General features: G+C 74.2%; 13 protein-coding genes. 6 read left to right on the top strand and 7 right to left on the bottom strand.

Features of this window, described 5'->3' with window-relative positions; genetic code table 11:
• Positions 1-94: 94 nt before the first annotated feature.
• Positions 95-2,833 carry a helix-turn-helix transcriptional regulator gene (locus tag ACWD4P_RS31850; RefSeq protein ID WP_449782032.1) on the top strand — a complete coding sequence of 913 codons (2,739 nt, stop codon included), beginning with the start codon at positions 95-97 and terminating at the stop codon, positions 2,831-2,833.
• 278 nt (positions 2,834-3,111) lie between these two features.
• On the top strand, positions 3,112-4,137 hold the full coding sequence (locus ACWD4P_RS31845; protein ID WP_449782031.1) for an alpha/beta hydrolase: 1,026 nt from the start codon (positions 3,112-3,114) through the stop codon (positions 4,135-4,137).
• Between the two features lie 17 nt (positions 4,138-4,154).
• On the opposite strand, the gene ACWD4P_RS31840 is transcribed toward ACWD4P_RS31845, so the two are convergent.
• The 4 genes from ACWD4P_RS31840 to ACWD4P_RS31825 all read right to left on the bottom strand — a co-directional run bounded on the left by ACWD4P_RS31840 (position 4,155) and on the right by ACWD4P_RS31825 (position 7,308).
• Positions 4,155-4,595: a hypothetical protein gene (locus ACWD4P_RS31840; RefSeq protein ID WP_359821200.1), complete on the bottom strand. Its 441-nt coding sequence runs from the start codon at positions 4,593-4,595 to the stop codon at positions 4,155-4,157.
• A gap of 46 nt (positions 4,596-4,641) precedes the next feature.
• Positions 4,642-5,223, bottom strand: a complete 582-nt coding sequence (locus tag ACWD4P_RS31835) for a hypothetical protein (protein ID WP_359821198.1) — start codon at positions 5,221-5,223, stop codon at positions 4,642-4,644.
• A gap of 232 nt (positions 5,224-5,455) precedes the next feature.
• Entirely contained in the window at positions 5,456-6,103 is a 648-nt protein-coding gene (locus tag ACWD4P_RS31830) for a response regulator transcription factor (RefSeq protein ID WP_359821196.1), read from the bottom strand.
• A complete protein-coding gene (locus ACWD4P_RS31825) occupies positions 6,088-7,308 on the bottom strand; it encodes a sensor domain-containing protein (RefSeq protein WP_449782030.1) in 1,221 nt (406 codons plus the stop codon). The genes ACWD4P_RS31830 and ACWD4P_RS31825 overlap by 16 nt, the downstream gene beginning before the upstream one ends.
• Before the next feature lie 109 nt (positions 7,309-7,417).
• Between ACWD4P_RS31825 and ACWD4P_RS31820 the strand changes: the two genes are divergently transcribed.
• Both ACWD4P_RS31820 and ACWD4P_RS31815 read left to right on the top strand, forming a co-directional pair.
• On the top strand, positions 7,418-8,185 hold the full coding sequence (locus tag ACWD4P_RS31820; RefSeq protein WP_359821191.1) for an ABC transporter ATP-binding protein: 768 nt from the start codon (positions 7,418-7,420) through the stop codon (positions 8,183-8,185).
• The gene (locus ACWD4P_RS31815) at positions 8,185-10,563 is read left to right on the top strand and encodes an FtsX-like permease family protein (RefSeq protein ID WP_449782029.1); all 2,379 of its coding nucleotides are present in this window, start codon (positions 8,185-8,187) and stop codon (positions 10,561-10,563) included. The genes ACWD4P_RS31820 and ACWD4P_RS31815 overlap by 1 nt, the downstream gene beginning before the upstream one ends.
• An 88-nt stretch (positions 10,564-10,651) precedes the next feature.
• On the opposite strand, the gene ACWD4P_RS31810 is transcribed toward ACWD4P_RS31815, so the two are convergent.
• Positions 10,652-11,464 carry a class I SAM-dependent methyltransferase gene (locus ACWD4P_RS31810; RefSeq protein ID WP_359821187.1) on the bottom strand — a complete coding sequence of 271 codons (813 nt, stop codon included), beginning with the start codon at positions 11,462-11,464 and terminating at the stop codon, positions 10,652-10,654.
• Positions 11,465-11,892: 428 nt separating this feature from the next.
• On the opposite strand from ACWD4P_RS31810, the gene ACWD4P_RS31805 reads away from it, so the two are divergent.
• Positions 11,893-12,351 (top strand): DinB family protein, encoded by a 459-nt coding sequence (locus tag ACWD4P_RS31805; RefSeq protein WP_359821238.1) that lies wholly within the window; start codon positions 11,893-11,895, stop codon positions 12,349-12,351.
• Between the two features lie 59 nt (positions 12,352-12,410).
• On the opposite strand, the gene ACWD4P_RS31800 is transcribed toward ACWD4P_RS31805, so the two are convergent.
• Positions 12,411-12,905: an ATP-binding protein gene (locus tag ACWD4P_RS31800; RefSeq protein WP_359821185.1), complete on the bottom strand. Its 495-nt coding sequence runs from the start codon at positions 12,903-12,905 to the stop codon at positions 12,411-12,413.
• A gap of 252 nt (positions 12,906-13,157) precedes the next feature.
• Entirely contained in the window at positions 13,158-14,816 is a 1,659-nt protein-coding gene (locus ACWD4P_RS31795; protein WP_449782028.1) for a CehA/McbA family metallohydrolase, read from the bottom strand.
• Positions 14,817-15,286: 470 nt separating this feature from the next.
• On the opposite strand from ACWD4P_RS31795, the gene ACWD4P_RS31790 reads away from it, so the two are divergent.
• On the top strand, positions 15,287-15,988 hold the full coding sequence (locus ACWD4P_RS31790) for a polysaccharide deacetylase family protein (RefSeq protein WP_449782027.1): 702 nt from the start codon (positions 15,287-15,289) through the stop codon (positions 15,986-15,988).
• The last annotated feature ends 98 nt before the right edge of the window (positions 15,989-16,086 follow it).

Below are 16,086 nucleotides of genomic sequence, written 5' to 3'. Positions count from 1 at the left end.
CATGACTCTCAGCGCACTCGAACCGCGCAACGCGTGCACCTACACTGCAACGGTCCAGGTCAGAGCGCTGGCGACAGTCACAGAGGGACATCGGATGTCAGGCACCACACTGTTCGGCCGGGACGGCGAACTGGCGGCCGTCGACGCACTCGTCGACGCCCTGCCCGAGCGCGGCGACGCGCTGCTGGTCCAGGGGGCCCCCGGGACCGGCAAGTCCGCCCTGCTGGACCACGCCGCCGCCCGGGCCGGGAACGCCGGGTTCACCGTCCTCAGGGCGGCGGGTGTCCGGGCCGAGGCCCAGCTGCCGTTCGCCGGGCTGCACCAGCTGACCCGCGCCATGGCGGACCGCGTCCCGCACCTGCCCGCCGTCCAGGCGCAGGCGCTGCTGGGCGCCTTCGGCATGGCGGAGCCGGCCCAGGACGCCTCCCGGTTCTTCATGATCGCCCTGGCCACCCTCGGCCTGCTCGGCGAGACGGCCGCCGAAGCCCCCGTGCTGCTGGTCGTGGACGACGCCCAGTGGCTCGACGCGCCGACCCTGGACGTCCTCGGGTTCATCGCCCGCCGCGTCGGCACCGAACCCCTCGGCCTGCTCGCCGCCGTCCGCGAGGACCGAACGGCGTGGCGCGGCGCCGACCGCCTCCGCGACCTGCGCCTCGGGCCCCTGACGCCGACCGCGGTCGGCGCCCTGCTCGCCGACCGCCACCCCGCCCTCGCCCCCGGGACGCGCCGCCGGGTGGCGGAGCTGTCGGCCGGCAACCCGCTCGCGCTGACCGAAATCCCCCTCACCCTGGAGGCGGGCGGGGCGCCCGCGGAGCCCGGGATGCCGTCCGAACTCGTGCTCACCGCCCGGCTCCGGAGCGCCTTCTCCCCGCCGGCCGACCTCCCGTCCGACACGCGGCACGCGCTGCTGGTCGCGGCCACCGCCGACGACGGTGCGCTGACCGAGGTGCTCGCCGCGGCCTCGGCCCTGGCGGGCACCGAGCTGTCCGTACGCTCCCTGGAGCCCGCCATGGCCGCGGGCCTGGTCCGCCTCGACGGGTTCCGGATCGACTTCACCCACCCGCTGGTGCGCCCCGCCGTCCTGCGCTCGGCCTCGCTCGCGGACCGTCTCGCCGCCCACGGGGCGCTCGCCCGCACCCTCCAGGGACAGCCCGACCGGCAGGCCTGGCACCGGGCCGCGGCCGGCGGCCGACCCGACGAAGCGGTGGCCCGGCAACTCGACAAGGTCGCGCTCGGCGCGCGGGAGCGCGGCGCCCCGGCGGCGGCCCTGACCGCGCTGGAACGCGCCGCCGCGCTCAGCGAGGTCCCCTCGGGACGCGTGGCCCGCCTGCTCGGCGCCGCGGAACTGCGCTTCGAACTCGGCCAGGCCGACCGCGTGTCGGAGCTGGTGCTACAGGCCGAGTCGCTGGGCCTGGGCGTGCTGGAGCGGGCCCGGGTGGTCCTGCTGCGCGAATGGCTGGAGTCGGAGTCCGACACCAGCATCTCCCGGATCCACCTGCTGGTCACCACGGCGGAGCGGGCCGCCGAGGCCGGCGATCCCGAACTCGCGCTGAAGCTGCTGCGGGTGGCCGCGTGGCGCTGCTGGTGGGCCGACCCGGGGCGGGAACTGCGGGAGCGCGTCGTGACCGCCGCCGAGCAGCTGCCCGTCCCGGAACTCCACCCGGACCTGGTGTGCACCCTCGCGGGGGCCGCCCCGCTCGAAGCGTCGGCGACGGTCATCGACCGGCTGCGGCGCCTCGAACGCGAGGGCGGGTACGACGTCGTGGCCGCCGCCACCCTCGGCAACGCGGCCATCATGGTGAACGGGTTCGACCACGTCACCGGATTCGCCCGCCACGCGGCGGACGGACTGCGCCGCCAGGGACGCCGGGGCCCGCTGACCAAGACGCTGGTGCTGCTCGCCCTCGCCACCGTGCACACCGTCGACTGGGAGACCGGACTCCCGGCCGCCGCCGAGGCGGCACGGCTCGCCGAGGAGACCGTCCAACCGCGCTGGCTGACCGGCGCGCGGGTGGCGACGGCCCAGTTCGCCGCACTCCGCGGAGACCTGGACACGGCACTGGCCGCGATCGGCGAGGCGGAGGGCCAGGGGCTGACCGTGGTCGACCCGTCCAAGCTCGCGTACATCCAGATCACGCGCGGCCTCATCGGCCTCGCGGCGGGCCACTACACCGAGGCGTTCTCCTGCGTCTGGCGGGTCTTCGACCCGGCCGACCCCTCCTACCACCCGTTCATGCAGACCATGGCCATCGCGGAGCTGGCCGAGGCCGCCACCAGCGACGAGCAGCGCGCCATGGCCAGGACCGCCCTGCGGCAGCTCGTCGCGTCCGCCGGCGAGAGCGAGGTCCAGATGGTCCGGGTGAGCCTGGGGTTCGCCCGGGCGCTGCTCGCCGAGGAGGAGCACGCCGAGGAGCACTTCCGGGCGGCGTTCGACCTGGACATGTCCCGTACGCCCTTCGTCCGCGCCCGGCTGATGCTCGCCTACGGCACCTGGCTCCGGCGCCGCCGCCGGGTGACGGAGGCCCGCACCCCGCTGCGGATCGCCCGCGAGTCCTTCGAGGCCATGGGCGTGGAGCCCTGGCGCGAACGGGCGGCCCAGGAACTCCGTTCGGCGGGCGAGGGCAGCAAGGGCCAGAGCCGTCCCGACCGGGAACTGCTCACGCCCCAGGAGGTCCAGATCGCCGGGCTGGCGGCGCAGGGACTCTCCAACAAGGAGATAGGCCGCCGGCTGCACCTGTCGCCCCGGACGATCGGCACCCACCTGTACCGGATCTTCCCGAAGCTCGGGATCACCTCCCGCAGCCAGCTGAGCGAGGCACTGGGCGCGGACTGAGCGCGGGTGCTGCGGCGGTCGTCGCGCCGTGGTGGTCCGTCGGGCTGCGGCGGTCGTCGCGCCGTGGTGGGGCGGTGCGGCGGGGTGCCGGGCGGCGGGTCGCCTATCCTGAGGGAACTCCGTGCACGATCAGGCCAATGGGCCCGGCCCTTCGGCAGTACCGTCGGGTGGCGCGCCCACGGCGCCGGAGGGCCGGACTCCCCTCGGGCGCGGAACGAGCCCACGCCAGGGCGGGCGCCGCGTCGCCGCGCCCTCACGATCCGGCCAGGAGTGATGAGTTGTCCGATCCCACCCCGCTGCCCCACGGGCGTCCGGTGCTCGACCGGGCGCTCCAGGAGTTCCTGGACGCGCGGGACGGCCGGCCCGAGGCGGAGCTGCCGGACCTCTCCTTCCTCTCCGTCCCCGCCGACGCCGCCGCTGACGACGCTGACGACGGACGGGCCGGCGCCGTGTGCGAGGAGGAGTGCGAGGACGATCCGTACGGGACCACCTCGGAGTGGCTGGCGCTGCCGTGCGGGCCGACCGGGCGGGTGCACGTCCAGGTGACCAGGCCCGTCGGCGCGGTCGAGCCGAGCCCGGTGGTGCTGTTCCTGCCGGGGCTGGGCTGGTCGCTCGGCGACGCGGACTGCTACGCGCGGCTGGTACGGGAGTTCGCGCTCGGCGCCGACGCCGCGGTGGTGTGGGTGGACTACGCCCGGGCGCCCGCGGCCCGCTACCCGGTGGCCGTCGAACAGTGCTACGGGGTAGCCCGCTGGATCCACGCGCACGGCCGCGAGATCGGGCTCGCCGGGGACCGGATGGCCGCCGTCGGCGATTCGGCGGGGGCCAACCTGGTGGCGGCGCTGACGCTGCTGGCCCGGGAACGCGGCGACGTCGCGCTGGCGCACCAGGTGCTCCTGTACCCCGTCACCGACGCCGACTTCGACACCCCCTCCTACCACCGCTTCGCGACCGGCTACTTCCTGCACCGGGACCACATGCGCCGGTTCTGGGACGACTACCTGCCCGAACCCCGGCAGCGGCAGGAGGCGACCGCCGCACCACTGCGCGCCTCACTGGAGCAACTCGCCGGGCTGCCCCCGGCCCTGGTCGTGACCGCGGAGGCCGATGTGCTGCGCGACGAGGGCGAGGCCTACGCGGCCCGGCTACGGGCGGCCGGAGTCCCCGTGGTCTCGGCGCGCTACCAGGGAGTGATGCACGGCTTCCTCCTCATCGGCGGACTCCACCCCACGGGCACCACCCGCGCCGCGCTGATCCAGGTCGTCGACACCGTCCACATGGCCCTCCACCGCCGCCCCTGGTGACACCCGCCCCCGCCCGGCTACTCGGCACGGGCGTGGGGGACGGGCCCACCCGTGAGGGCGTCGGTCAGGGTCCGGCCACCGAGCGGCCGGCGCAGCACGACCTTCAGTTCGGCGATGCCGCCGTCCTCGCACCCGACGTTCGGCCCCGAGGCGTCGCGGCGCCGGAGCAGCAGGGCGACCCGTTCGTCCGACTCCCGTGCCACCAGGTCGGGCCGGTAGTCGCAGCCGCCCCAGGCGACCTCCATCGTGATCGTGCGGTCGTCCGCGGCGACGGCGATGTTCCTCGTGGACGGATCGGCGAGCGCGATACGGCGCAGGACCGAGGCGTCCCGCCGCTTGTACGGCAACGGATAGTCGGCATCGCCGTCCCCCGCCGAGGCCCACGCGTAGCACGCCGACACCACGACCCCGATCCCCACCGCGCCCACCCGCAACTTCCCGCGCACCGCCGAGCCCACGCCCCACCCTCCCCCTGCCGAGCACCAGGGTAGGCCCGCCCGGGCGTCAGGCCCCGATCGCCCCCTTGAACCCGTCGGCCTGCTCGGGCGTCAGGAGCTTGGACACCCGGATCAGCACGGTGCCGTGGACGAAGTCGTACTCCGCCACCGCGGGCAGGGACTTGACGATGCCCTGGATGTACTGCGCGCGGGCCTTGGCGTCGGCCTCGGTGGCGAACACCTCCACGGCGCCGCCGCGGGCCACCGAGTCGGCGTCCTCGCCCTCGACATCGGCCTCCTTGACGCGCGAGTCCGTGAACGTGACCTTCGAGGTGTACTGGCCGGGCCGGCCGAGCAGGTGGTTCGGATCGTCCTCCGCCGTCACCGACCGGCCGAACTTCGCGCTCTGCACGGTCATGGCGACCACGGCGAACGTCGCCGACGCACTGCCCGACAGCGGACCCGGCGCCGCAGCCGTCTTCGTGGCGACGGCCGAGGGCGCGGCAGGACTCTCCCCGGCGCCCGTCGCACCCCACGTCACGGCGGCGGCGCCCACCGCAGGCTTGTCGCCCCGGGAACCGGGGCCGGAGCACGCGGCGACGGCGACCGTCAGGCCGGCGGCGAGCAGGACGAGGGCGGTGCGACGCATGGGTTCCTCTGAAACGTTGTGCGGATACTGGGGGCGACCGTATCGGCGCGCACCGCTCGGCGCGGGCGATGTGACGATTCCGTGATCGCCCGGGACGCCCCTGGACGAGCGAGGACGCGGCGCCGTGGCGATGGAGCCCGACCTCCCGGACCGGGTCGATGCGCGTGCGCGGGCGTGGTCGGCGAACGCTTCCGGGTGCCGCTGCCCGTGGCGGCGTCGGCTCCACGGCCGGTCACGCCTGGAGGAAGCGCAGAACCGCCAGGACTCGGCGGTGTCCGTCGGTGTCGACCGGCAGGTCGAGCTTGGTGAAGATGCTGCCGATGTGCTTGTTGACGGCGGCATCGCTGATGAAGAGTTCTGCGGCGAGATTCGCGTTCGACTTTCCTTGCGCCATCAGGCTCAGTACCTCCTTCTCGCGCGTGCTCAGCCGCTCCAGCGGGTCCTGGCGGAGTCGCACCAGTTGGTGTACCACCTCGGGGTCCACCACCGTGCCGCCGCGGGCCACCCGGTCCAGTGTCGTCATGAAGTCGCTGACCGCACCGATCCGTTCCTTCAGCAGGTAGCCGACCGCGTCGCCGTTGTCCGAGTCCAGCAGGCGCATCGCGTAGGACTGCTCGACGTACTGGCTCAGCACCACCACGGGCAGCCGCGGGTACGTCCGGCGCAGCGCCACGGCTGCCCGCAGCCCGTCGTCGCTGTTCGACGGTGGCATCCGCACATCCGTGACGACCAGGTCCGGCCGCTCGGTGTGGACGGCCTCGCTCAGGGCGTCCGCGTCGCCGACGGCGGCGGTGACGGTGTGCCCGAAGCGTTGCAGCAGGCCGACCAGGCCCTCCCTCAGGAGGACGGCGTCCTCGGCGACGATCACCCGAAGTGGCATGGGATCTCCACGTGAAGCAGGGTCGGGCCGCCCGTCGGACTCGACACGCGCATGCGCCCGTCGACGGCGGTGAGACGGTCGGCGAGCCCGGTCATGCCGCTGCCGAGGGCCGGGTCCGCTCCTCCGTGGCCGTCGTCCGAGATCTCCAGTACGAGCAGGTCGGCGTGGTAGCGGCCGGACACACTGGCTTTCCTGGCGCCGCTGTGGCGTGCGATGTTGGTCATGGCCTCGCTGATCAGGTAGTAGACGTTGGTCTCGACGTGCCGAGGAAGCCGTCCGGGCAGGTGCAGGTCCACCTCGACCGGTATCGGGAAGCGGCTGGCCTGTTCCCGGACGGCCGCGGCCAGCCCGTTGTCCGCCAGGACCGGTGGATTCAGCCCGCGGACCAGGCTGCGCAACTCCTCGTGCGCGGCGGACAGTTGTTCCTGCGCCTGGGCCAGTTGCGCACTCAGCGGCGATCCCGGTGGGACATCCAACTGGAGGAGCCCGAGGGTCATCCCCAGAGTGATGAGCCGCTGTTGCGCGCCGTCGTGCAGATCCCGTTCGATCCGCACCCGTTCGGCGTCGAAGGCGTCGATCAGTCGGACCCTGGACGCGTGCACCTCCCGCAGGGCGGTGCCGAGTTCCTCGTCGCGCGGGGCGAGCAGGGCCCGGGCGAGTGCGGCGCGGGCGCCGGCCCAGGAGGTCACCGTGTACGGGGAGGCCAGGAGGACGAGGCTTCCGAGGACGGCCCATGGCCAGGTGGCGCTGTCGGCTGCCTCGAAGCAGAGCGCGGGCAGGCCGAAGGAGAAGGCCAGGACCAGCAGGTCCAGCCACCACAGTGCGGCGGCCGAGAGCAGCGTGAAGCCCAGCTCGCGCCAGGTCACCGGTTCCTTCAGCCGAGTGGCGACCCAGACGCGCGGGCCCGGACGGCTGGGCCTCCGGTGCGGATCCGGGGTGTCGTCGAGGTCGACCAGTCGCAGTCGGTGCCGTTCGATGGTCGCCACCGTCACGGAGGAGAGGACGACACCCACCAGCGGGGCCACACCGAGCAGGACCACCAGCAGGACCAGACCGACCGCCAGGCCGGCCGCCAGCACCGCCACGGCGGCGGCTCCGACCAGGACGCCGCTCGCGAGGTAGGCCACTGAGCGCCACGGCCAACTGGAGGTGAGGAAGCTCAACGGGCGTTGGGCCATCGCCTGCCATGCCGTTCTGGGATGCACGAAAGGCACCCTAACCCCGGGGCGCACGGGGCGGGATAGTGCTGGCACTACCTGTGAAGTAGAGCCCGGATCAATGCCGGTGGTCCGCCGACCGGGTGGAATGCCCTTCGTGACGACTACGAAGCAGGCTCCCGCCCCGGACGCGGTCCGGCTCCACACCGTTCGCAAGGTCCACGGCTCGGGCGACCGGGCCGTGACCGCGCTGGACGGTGTCTCGCTCGGGTTTCCGCGCGGAACCCTCACCGCGATCATGGGACCGTCCGGTTCCGGGAAGTCCACCCTCCTCCAGTGCGCCGCGGGTCTGGACCGGCCGACGGACGGCCAGGTGATGGTGGCAGGAGTGGACATCAGTGCGCGGAACGAGCGCGAGCGCACCAAGTTGAGGCGCGATCACATCGGGTTCGTCTTCCAGGCCTTCAACCTGGTCGAGTCGTTGACCGCCGCACAGAACGTCGAGCTGCCCTCCCGCTTCGCCGGCCGCAGGGTCAGCCGTGACCAGGTCGCCGCGGCGCTGAGCGCGGTCGGGCTGGCCGAGCGGGCCGGGCACCGACCGAGCCGGCTCTCCGGCGGCCAGCAGCAGCGCGTCGCCCTCGCCCGTGCCCTGGTGACCCGCCCCGACGTGCTCTTCGCGGACGAGCCCACCGGCGCGCTGGACACCAGCGCCTCGCGCGAAGTGCTGCGCCTGTTGCGCCGGTTGGTCGACCAGGAGGCGCAGACCACGATCATGGTCACGCACGACCCGGTGGCCGCCGCGGTCGCGGACACCGTGGTCTTCCTCAAGGACGGCCGGATCGCCGACCGGGTGACCCTCGGCCGGGAGGCCGACGCCCGCAACGCCGCGGCCATCTCGGCCCACATGACCCGACTGGAGTCCTGATGCTGGTCATCGCCAACGTGCGCGAGCGCTGGACCGGCTTCCTCGCCTCGTTCGTGGCGGTCCTGGTCGGCGTCGCGTTGATCTCGACCACCCTGGTCATCCACGACTCCGCCAAGCCGACCGTCCAGCCCCGGCTGGAGGGCGCCGCCGCGCTGGTGCTGCCGCCCCAGGCCACCGACCGCAACGGCAGCCCGAAGGACCGGGTCCCGTGGGACAAGGCCGAGGCGGACGCGCTCCTCACCGAGTTGCGTGCGGTGCCCGGAGTGGACGCCGCCGTGGTCGACCGAACCTTCTACGCCCAGCTGCTCCGGGACGGCCGGCCGGTCACCGACGAAGGCGCGGCCGACGCCGGCCACGGCTTCTCCAGTACCGGACTGGCCCCGTACCACCTGGTCTCGGGCCGAGCTCCGAGCGGAACCGACGAGGTCGTCGTCGACCGCTCACTGGGTGTGGCGGCAGGGCAGCGGGAGACGCTGAACCTCACCCCCGGGCGCAGCGAGTTCGAGGTCGTCGGCACGGTCGACGGACCCGGCTACTTCTTCAGTGACGAGTCCGCCGCCCAACGGGACCCGGGCGTTCGGGTGATCGCCCTGGTCGGCGGCGCCGGCACCACCAGCGGGGCGATCGCCGCGGCGGCCCGTACCGCGGTCGGAGATCAGGGCAGTGTGGTGTCCGGCGACGCCCGCTCCACGATCCAGCCCCAGCACGTCGACCACAAGCGGTTCCTCGGCACCCAGCTGATCGCCGCCATGGCCACCCTGGGTCTGTTCACGACGACCTTCGTGGTCGCCTCCGTGCTGGTCCTCGCGACCGGGCTGCGTCGCCGTGAGATCGGCCTGCTCCGGACGATCGGTGCCAGTCCGCGCCAGGTGCGCCGGATGGTCCTGGGCGAGGCCGCCACCGTCGGTGCGCTCGGCTCGGTGGCGGGTTGCCTGGCGGGCGTCGCGGCCGCGCCACTCCTTCGCGACATCCTGCTGCGCCTGGACGTCGCCCCGCCGGACCTCGCGGTGCGGGTGGCGGCATGGCCGCTGCTGACCGCCGCCGCGATCGGCGTCGGCGTCAGCGTGATCGGCGCCTGGGCGGCGAGTCGGTCGGCCGCCAGGGTGGCCCCGCTGGAGGCGCTGCTGGAGAGCCGTTCCGGTAGCCGGTCGATGAGCCGACCCCGGCTGATCTCGGGCCTGGTGGTGCTCGGCCTCGGAGCGGTGTGCGCGGTGATGACCGCCACCGCCGCCGCGGACAGCCGGGTCACCATGGCGATCGCGGCGACCATGGTGCTGATCGTGGCGGCCGCGCTGCTCGCCCCGGTCCTTGTCGGGCCGGTGGGCCGGGCGGTGACCAGCCCGTTCGACCGGGTCGGGTCGGCCGGGCCGATGCTCATCCGGGCCGAGCTCACGGCGAGTGCGCGCCGCGCCGCCTCCATGGCGGCCCCGGTGATCGCGGCCGTCGGGTTCGCCGTGCTGCTCAGCGGCATGGTCGAGACGATGCGGGTGGCCTACCCGGCCGGTGACGCGCTGAAGCTCGCCGGCCAGGTGATCATCACCAACGACGGGACCCCCGGCAACACCGACGAGGTGGTCGGCGCCAATCCGGTCGGCAAGGCCTCCCTGCCCACCCGTGCCTTCGTCCACAGGGCCGACGGCTCGACCGTGGTGATCGACGCGCTCGGCTCCCGGGACCCGACGTGGGACCGCCCGGGTCAGGCGGTGCTCGGAGAGTCCATCGCGGCCTGGCTGGGGGTCAAGGCCGGGGACCGGTACCCGGTGCGCTTCGCCGACGGTGCGACCGTCCAGCTGGGCATCGCCGAGGTCCTGCCCGACGACCCGGCCCGGGGCGACTTCGTGATGCCCCGCGGGTTGGTCCGCGGCCACGACCCGGCCGCGCTCAACGACGACGTCTTCGTCCCCGAGCAGGCGAAGCCGGTCACCGTTCCCGGCACCGCCGTGCACGACGCGGTCCAGTACGCCTTGGACGACTACGACACCGACGCCCGACTGACCGACAACCTGGCCGCGATGCTGATCGTCATCGCGGTCGGCTACAGCGGGATCGCCGTCGCCAACAGCATGGCGATGGCCGCCCACGGACGGCGCCGTGACTTCGCGGTGATGAAGTCGGCGGGCGGCACGACCAGGCAGCTGCTGGCGTTCGCCGTCGGGGAGACCTCCCTGGTGGTCGGCGTCGGCGCGGTGCTCGGGGTGCTGGTGACGCTGCCGCCGTTGGCCGGGATGGCCTCCGGGCTCTCCCAGGTCACCGAGGCGGACGTCGGGCTGAACCTGAACGTCCCCATGCTGGCCGCAGCGATCCTCGGATCGCTCGTCCTGGCGATCGCCGCGAGCGCGGCGGTCACCTGGAAGACCTTGCGCCGCGCGGAGATCTGAGGCGGGCGCCGCTTCGGGACACCCCCGACCCGGAGCGGCGCCCCTTCGCGTGCCCCTCCGCCTGTGGTTGCCCGGGCGTTCGGCGGGGTCAGATGCGGGTGGCGGTGATGACGTGGTAGTCGAGGAGGTTGTCGCGCCAGGCGGTGAGGAAGTGGCGGGACCAGTGGGCGGTGGGGACGGTGTCGGTGAGGTAGCGGTCGAAGCCGGGCCAGACGTCGGCGCCGACGGATTCGGTGGTGACGTCGGTGAAGCCGTGGCGGGTGAGGTCGGCGGTGAAGGCGTCGAGGGGGTGGGGGACGTCGAGGCCGTCGGCGAAGCTGGCGAGCATGATCTTGAGGCGTTCGGCGGCGTCGGGGCCGGGGGCGGTGAAGAAGGTGGTGACGGCGAGGCGGCCGCCGGGGCGCAGGACGCGGGCGGATTCGCGGGCGAAGCCGGTCAGTTCGCGGAAGTGCTGGGCGGCCTCGACGGAGAAGACGCCGTCCAGGTAGCCGTCGGAGAACGGGAGTTCGTCCGCCGAGCCGAGGGTGTACGCCAGCCGATCGGGGTACGTCGCCAGGGCTCTCGCGTTGACGGCGCGGGCGCGTTCGATCTGGTCGGGGTGGATGTCCACCCCGGTCACCGCCGCGAAGCGGAACTCCCGCAGGGCGAGAGCGCTTCCGAGGCCGCGGCCGCAGCCCACCTCCGCCAGCCGCAGGCGCTCGCGCGGTTCGGGGAACTCCCGCAGCACCCGCCGGTACAGCTGCTCCTGGCTGTACACCCGGTCCTCGGGTGTCGGGGCGGTGAGGTCGATCCCTTGCCAGTAGCCGAAGTTGATGAAGCCTCCGGCGAATGACGGGGCGGTGCTGAGGTCGTCGGCGCCGTAGGTGCGGCGCACGGTCGGGGGGATGCGGTTGTGGTCCATGGGCCGCTGGGTCTCCTGCTCCGTGGGTGCCCGGCCGTCGGGCGCGCCGAGGTACGTACCCAAACCTGTGGTGGTCCGAACACGGTACGTGATGGAGGGGGCTTCGGGGGACGGTGGGAGCGGCGGTGACGGCGGGGGAGGTGGCGACGGCGGGGTGTCCTCCCGGGGCGGTGGGTCGGCTGGGGTGCCGGACATCAGGACACCGCGGGGTGTGCGGATGTGACAGGCCGCCGCGGGGGCCGGGGAAAATGACCTCCGGACGGGCCGGAGGGTTCGCTACAGTCCGCGGGGATCCCGATCACCGTGAGGAGAACGACACCGTGAGCGCCGCGAACGCCGTCAACGCCGTCAACGCCGCCAACACCGCGAACGCCGTGAACGTCCCGGACGACCGCCCCGCCCCGCCGCTGACCGGCGGCGAGCGCGAGATGCTGCGCGGCTTCCTCGATTTCCACCGGGCGACCCTCGACCTGAAGTGCCGGGGCCTGACTGACGAGCAGCTGCGCCTGCGCTCCAGCCCGCCCTCCACCGTCAGCCTGCTCGGGCTGGTCCGGCACATGGCGGAGGTCGAGCGCACCTGGTTCCGCCGGGTGATCGACGGGCAGGACCTGCCGCTGGTCTGGTCCGAGGACGGCGACTACCAGGCCGCGTACGACTCCGACGGCGCCACCGGTGCCGAGGCCTTCGACGCCTGGCGGACCGAGGTCGAGCACTCCCGCCGGATCGAGCTCGCCGCCGAATCCCTCGACGTCACCGGCTACCAGGCCCGGTGGGACGCCGAGGTGTCGCTGCGGCTGGTGATGCTCCACCTGATCCACGAGTACGCCCGCCACAACGGGCACGCGGACTTCCTGCGGGAGGCGATCGACGGCGCCGTGGGGGCCTGAGGGGCCTGAGGGCGCCCGAGGAGGGGCCTGAGGGAGCGTGCGGAGGGCGGCCCGGCCGCCTACCAGCCGAGGAGGTGGCTGCGGCGGGTGAGGACGGTGAGGACGGAGCCGGCGGTGCTCTCGGGGGTGAGGTCGGTGGTGTCGAGGGTGTGGGTGGTGTCCTCGGGGCCCCGGCCGGGGTGGAGGACGACGTAGTGGAGGGCGACGCCGGTGGCGCGGCTCTCGCGGCGGAAGGTGTCGAGGGCGGAGGGCACGACGGAGGCCTCCACCACCACCTGGTAGCCGCGGGTGGCGTAGGCGAAGGCGGCCTGGGCGGCGGCCGCCAGGGCGGTGGCGTTCTGGCGCCCGGCCTCGGGCAGGTGGGGCGGCAGTTGGCCGCTGCGGATGACCCGCAGGAAGTCGTCCGTCCGCAGGTGGACGCTCGGGTTCAGCTCCCGGGCGAGCAGCTCCGCGACCGGGCTGTTCCCGGCCCCGGCCGGGTCGACGAGGACGAGGACGCCCCCGGCGCCCCGGCCGCCCCCGAGCTCCGGCCCACCTACGGTCGTACGGTTCACAGCTGCTGATCCCTTCGCGGGCCGGGGACGGTCGGGTAGCCGGGGCGGGGCGGTCGGAGTGCGAAGGGGCTGGTCGGCCCATATCCGGACAACCGACCGCCTCGTCCCTACGACTGATGCGTTTCGGGGATCAACCTAGTCCAAACGGGTGGTCCGAGTCGTCCCCCACCCGGTTCCTGGGCGGGTCGGAGGGGCAGCCGGCGACGGTCGTGGGCCGCTTGGGGGCGGCTCGGGGGATCGCTCCGGGGGCCGCTACCGGTCGCCGGCGCGCAGCACGACCGGGTTGGTGAGCGCCGCCATCGGGCCCCACGGCAGGTCCGGGCCCATGGAGTTGCCCTTGCCCGGGGTGCCGTCCGCCCTCGGGTGGCGCACCTCGGCCCGGACGTAGGCGGCGAGCGAGGCGGTGGTGCGCCAGATCACGGTGCCGGAGCCGTCGGCGGGCAGCGACTCCTGGTGCATCTGCCCCTCGTCGGTGAGGAGGCGGACCGTCCCGCCGGGTACGCCGGAGACGGTGAGCCGGACGTCCAGCGGGGCGTCGGCGGGGACGGTCAGTTCCTCGCCGATACCGGCCCGGCGGCCGTTCCCGGTGACGGTGAACTTCAGTGAGACGGCGGAGGACTCGGCCAGCCAGCTGCGCCCGGCGCGCAGCCCGTCGAGGACGGCGTCCCGGGTGAGGTCCTCGGCGAGCACGACGGTGTGCGGGGAGCCGATGACCTGGGGCTCGCTGTGGGCGTCGCTGTTGCCGAGGGCGGGCAGCCAGGAGCGGCCCTCGCGCAGGGCGACGGCGAGCCGGCCGTCCCAGGTGTCCACCGCCGACTCGTCGTCGTACGTCCAGGGGCCGTTCCACACCTCGACGCCGTCGGCCTGCTCGTAGCCGAACTTCCACTGGCAGGCGACGTACGGGCAGTACGGGTGCGCGGGCACGACCAGGCCGCCGGACCGGTGCACCTGGCGGACGAAGCGCGGGAACTCCTCGTCGCGCGAGCGGTAGCGCCAGTCGACGAACTGGCCGGGCTCCAGACCGAGGGCCAGCCAGTGGCCGTTGCGGGTGGTGATCTCCTCGCCCGGCAGGATCAGCAGGTCGGGGCCGGCCAGCGGGCCCCAGACGGCGTGCGAGGAGCTGGTGTTGTGGTCGGTGGAGACGATGAAGTCCAGGCCGGCCGCGCGTGCCCCGGCGGCCACCTCCTCGGGTTTGCGCCGCCCGTCGGAGTGGACGGTGTGCAGGTGGCAGTCACCCCGGTACCAGGCCCGGCCGCGGCCGCGGGCCCGCTCCGCCGGGTACTGCGGGGTGAACTTCGGCCCGGGGGCGCCGAACCGCAGGGTGACCTCCACGTGGTACTCCAGGCCCTGCGGGGCGACCTGGTACGGGCCGAGCACCACGTGCCAGGTGCCGGGGTTGATCGGGCCGGGGAGGTAGCCGGGGGTCGCGGCGCCGCGGGAGAGGCTGAACTCGGTGCGGAAGCCGCCGGACCAGCCGCGGAAGCCGGGGCCGCCGAGGTCGGTGCCGCGTTCGTCGAAGATGCCGATGTCGCAGGAGTTGCCGGGGGTGCCGGCCGGCACGGGGGGCTTGTCGTAGCGGTAGGAGACGGCCAGCTCGCGGACGCCCTCGGGCACGTCGACCGGGAGGTACACGAAGTCGGGGGCGCCGGTGGGCAGGTGGCCGGTGAGGGTGAGGGTGCGGTCGGCGGGGGTGGCGCCGGGACCGTCGGCGGGGGCGGCGCCCGCCTGGCCGGTGGTGGTGGCGAGGCCCAACGCGGTGGCGGCGCCGGTGGCGAGGCCGGTGCGGAGGAGGTCCCGGCGGGCGGGCCGGGTGGGCCGGGCCGTCGGCTGCGGGGCCGGTTGGCCGGACGGCTGGTCGGACGGCTGGTCGGACGGTCGGTGGGGGCGCGGCGTGCTGGGGTCGGTCGGCATCGGGGCCTCCGGATCGGGGTGGGCTGGTCGCTCGCGTGCCTACCCCGGCGGGTGAACCGGGGGTGAGTCGGGGGTGAGTCGGGGCCCACGGCGGTGGGGCGGGCCGGTGAAGAGGGGCCGGCCGGGGGCCTGGGCGAGTTGCGGGGAGTGACGAATGGTCGGTTCATTGTCATGTCATCGGTTTGGCTGAGGAACGGCGCGAATGGGAGACGAGCGTGTCGGTGAGTCGGCGGACGCTGCTCATGGCGGTGGCCGGGGGAACCCTGGCGGGGTGCGGGGCCAGGGCGGCGGGCACCGGCTCGCCCCCCGCCTCCGCTGTGGCGGAACCGTCCGGTGGGCCATCCGACGGGCCGTCCGGTGCGCCCACCGCGGGCGCCGCGGGCACCGGCGGGCCGACGTCCGCCCCGGAACCGACACCGACAGCGGCCGCGACGTCCGCGCCCGAGCCCGCGAAGCAGCCCCCGCACGAGGTGACCCGGGCCGAGGTGGTGGAGCGCTACGGCCCGCTCGCCCCGAGCGAGTGGGGGCTGGAGGTGTCCGGGGTGACCACCGAGCTGCCGGAGGGCGAGGCCGCCACGGCGCTCACCTTCGACGCCTGCGGCGGCCCCGGCGGCAACGGCTACGACGCCGGCCTGATCGACTTCCTGCGGGCGCACGACGTGCCGGCCACGCTCTTCCTGAACGCCCGCTGGATCGACGCCAACCCGGACGAGTTCGAGCGGCTCGCCGCCGACCCGCTGTTCGAGATCGGCAACCACGGCACCGTCCACCGCCCGCTCTCGGTGACCGGCCGCTCCGCGTACGGCATCGCCGGGACGGGCGGGGTCGGCGAGGTGTACGACGAGGTCGCGGGCAACGCGCGGAAGCTCACCGAGCTGCTCGGGCATCCGCCGCGGTTCTTCCGCTCCGGCACCGCGCACTACGACGACGTCGCCACCCGGGTGGTCGCCGACCTGGGCCAGCGGGTGGCCGGCTTCTCCGTGAACGGGGACGACGGGGCGACGTACCGGGCCGCCGAGGTGCGGCGGCAGGTGGCCTCCGCCCCGCCCGGCGCGATCGTGATCGGGCACATGAACCACCCGGGCGGCGGCACCGCCCCGGGGGTGGCGGCGGGGGTACCGGAGCTGCTGGCGGCGGGGCGGCGCTTCGTCAGGCTCTCGGACGTGCTGTAGCCGTTCAGCGGGACCACGACCTGGTTGGCGACGGTCTCCCCCGGCAGGAAGTTGAGGTTCGAGGCGTTCGGCGCCGCGTCCCCGTACGGGTAGACGGT

The sequence above is a fragment of the Kitasatospora sp. NPDC002543 genome (assembly GCF_053594915.1).
This window is presented reverse-complemented; position numbering and strand designations above follow the sequence as displayed.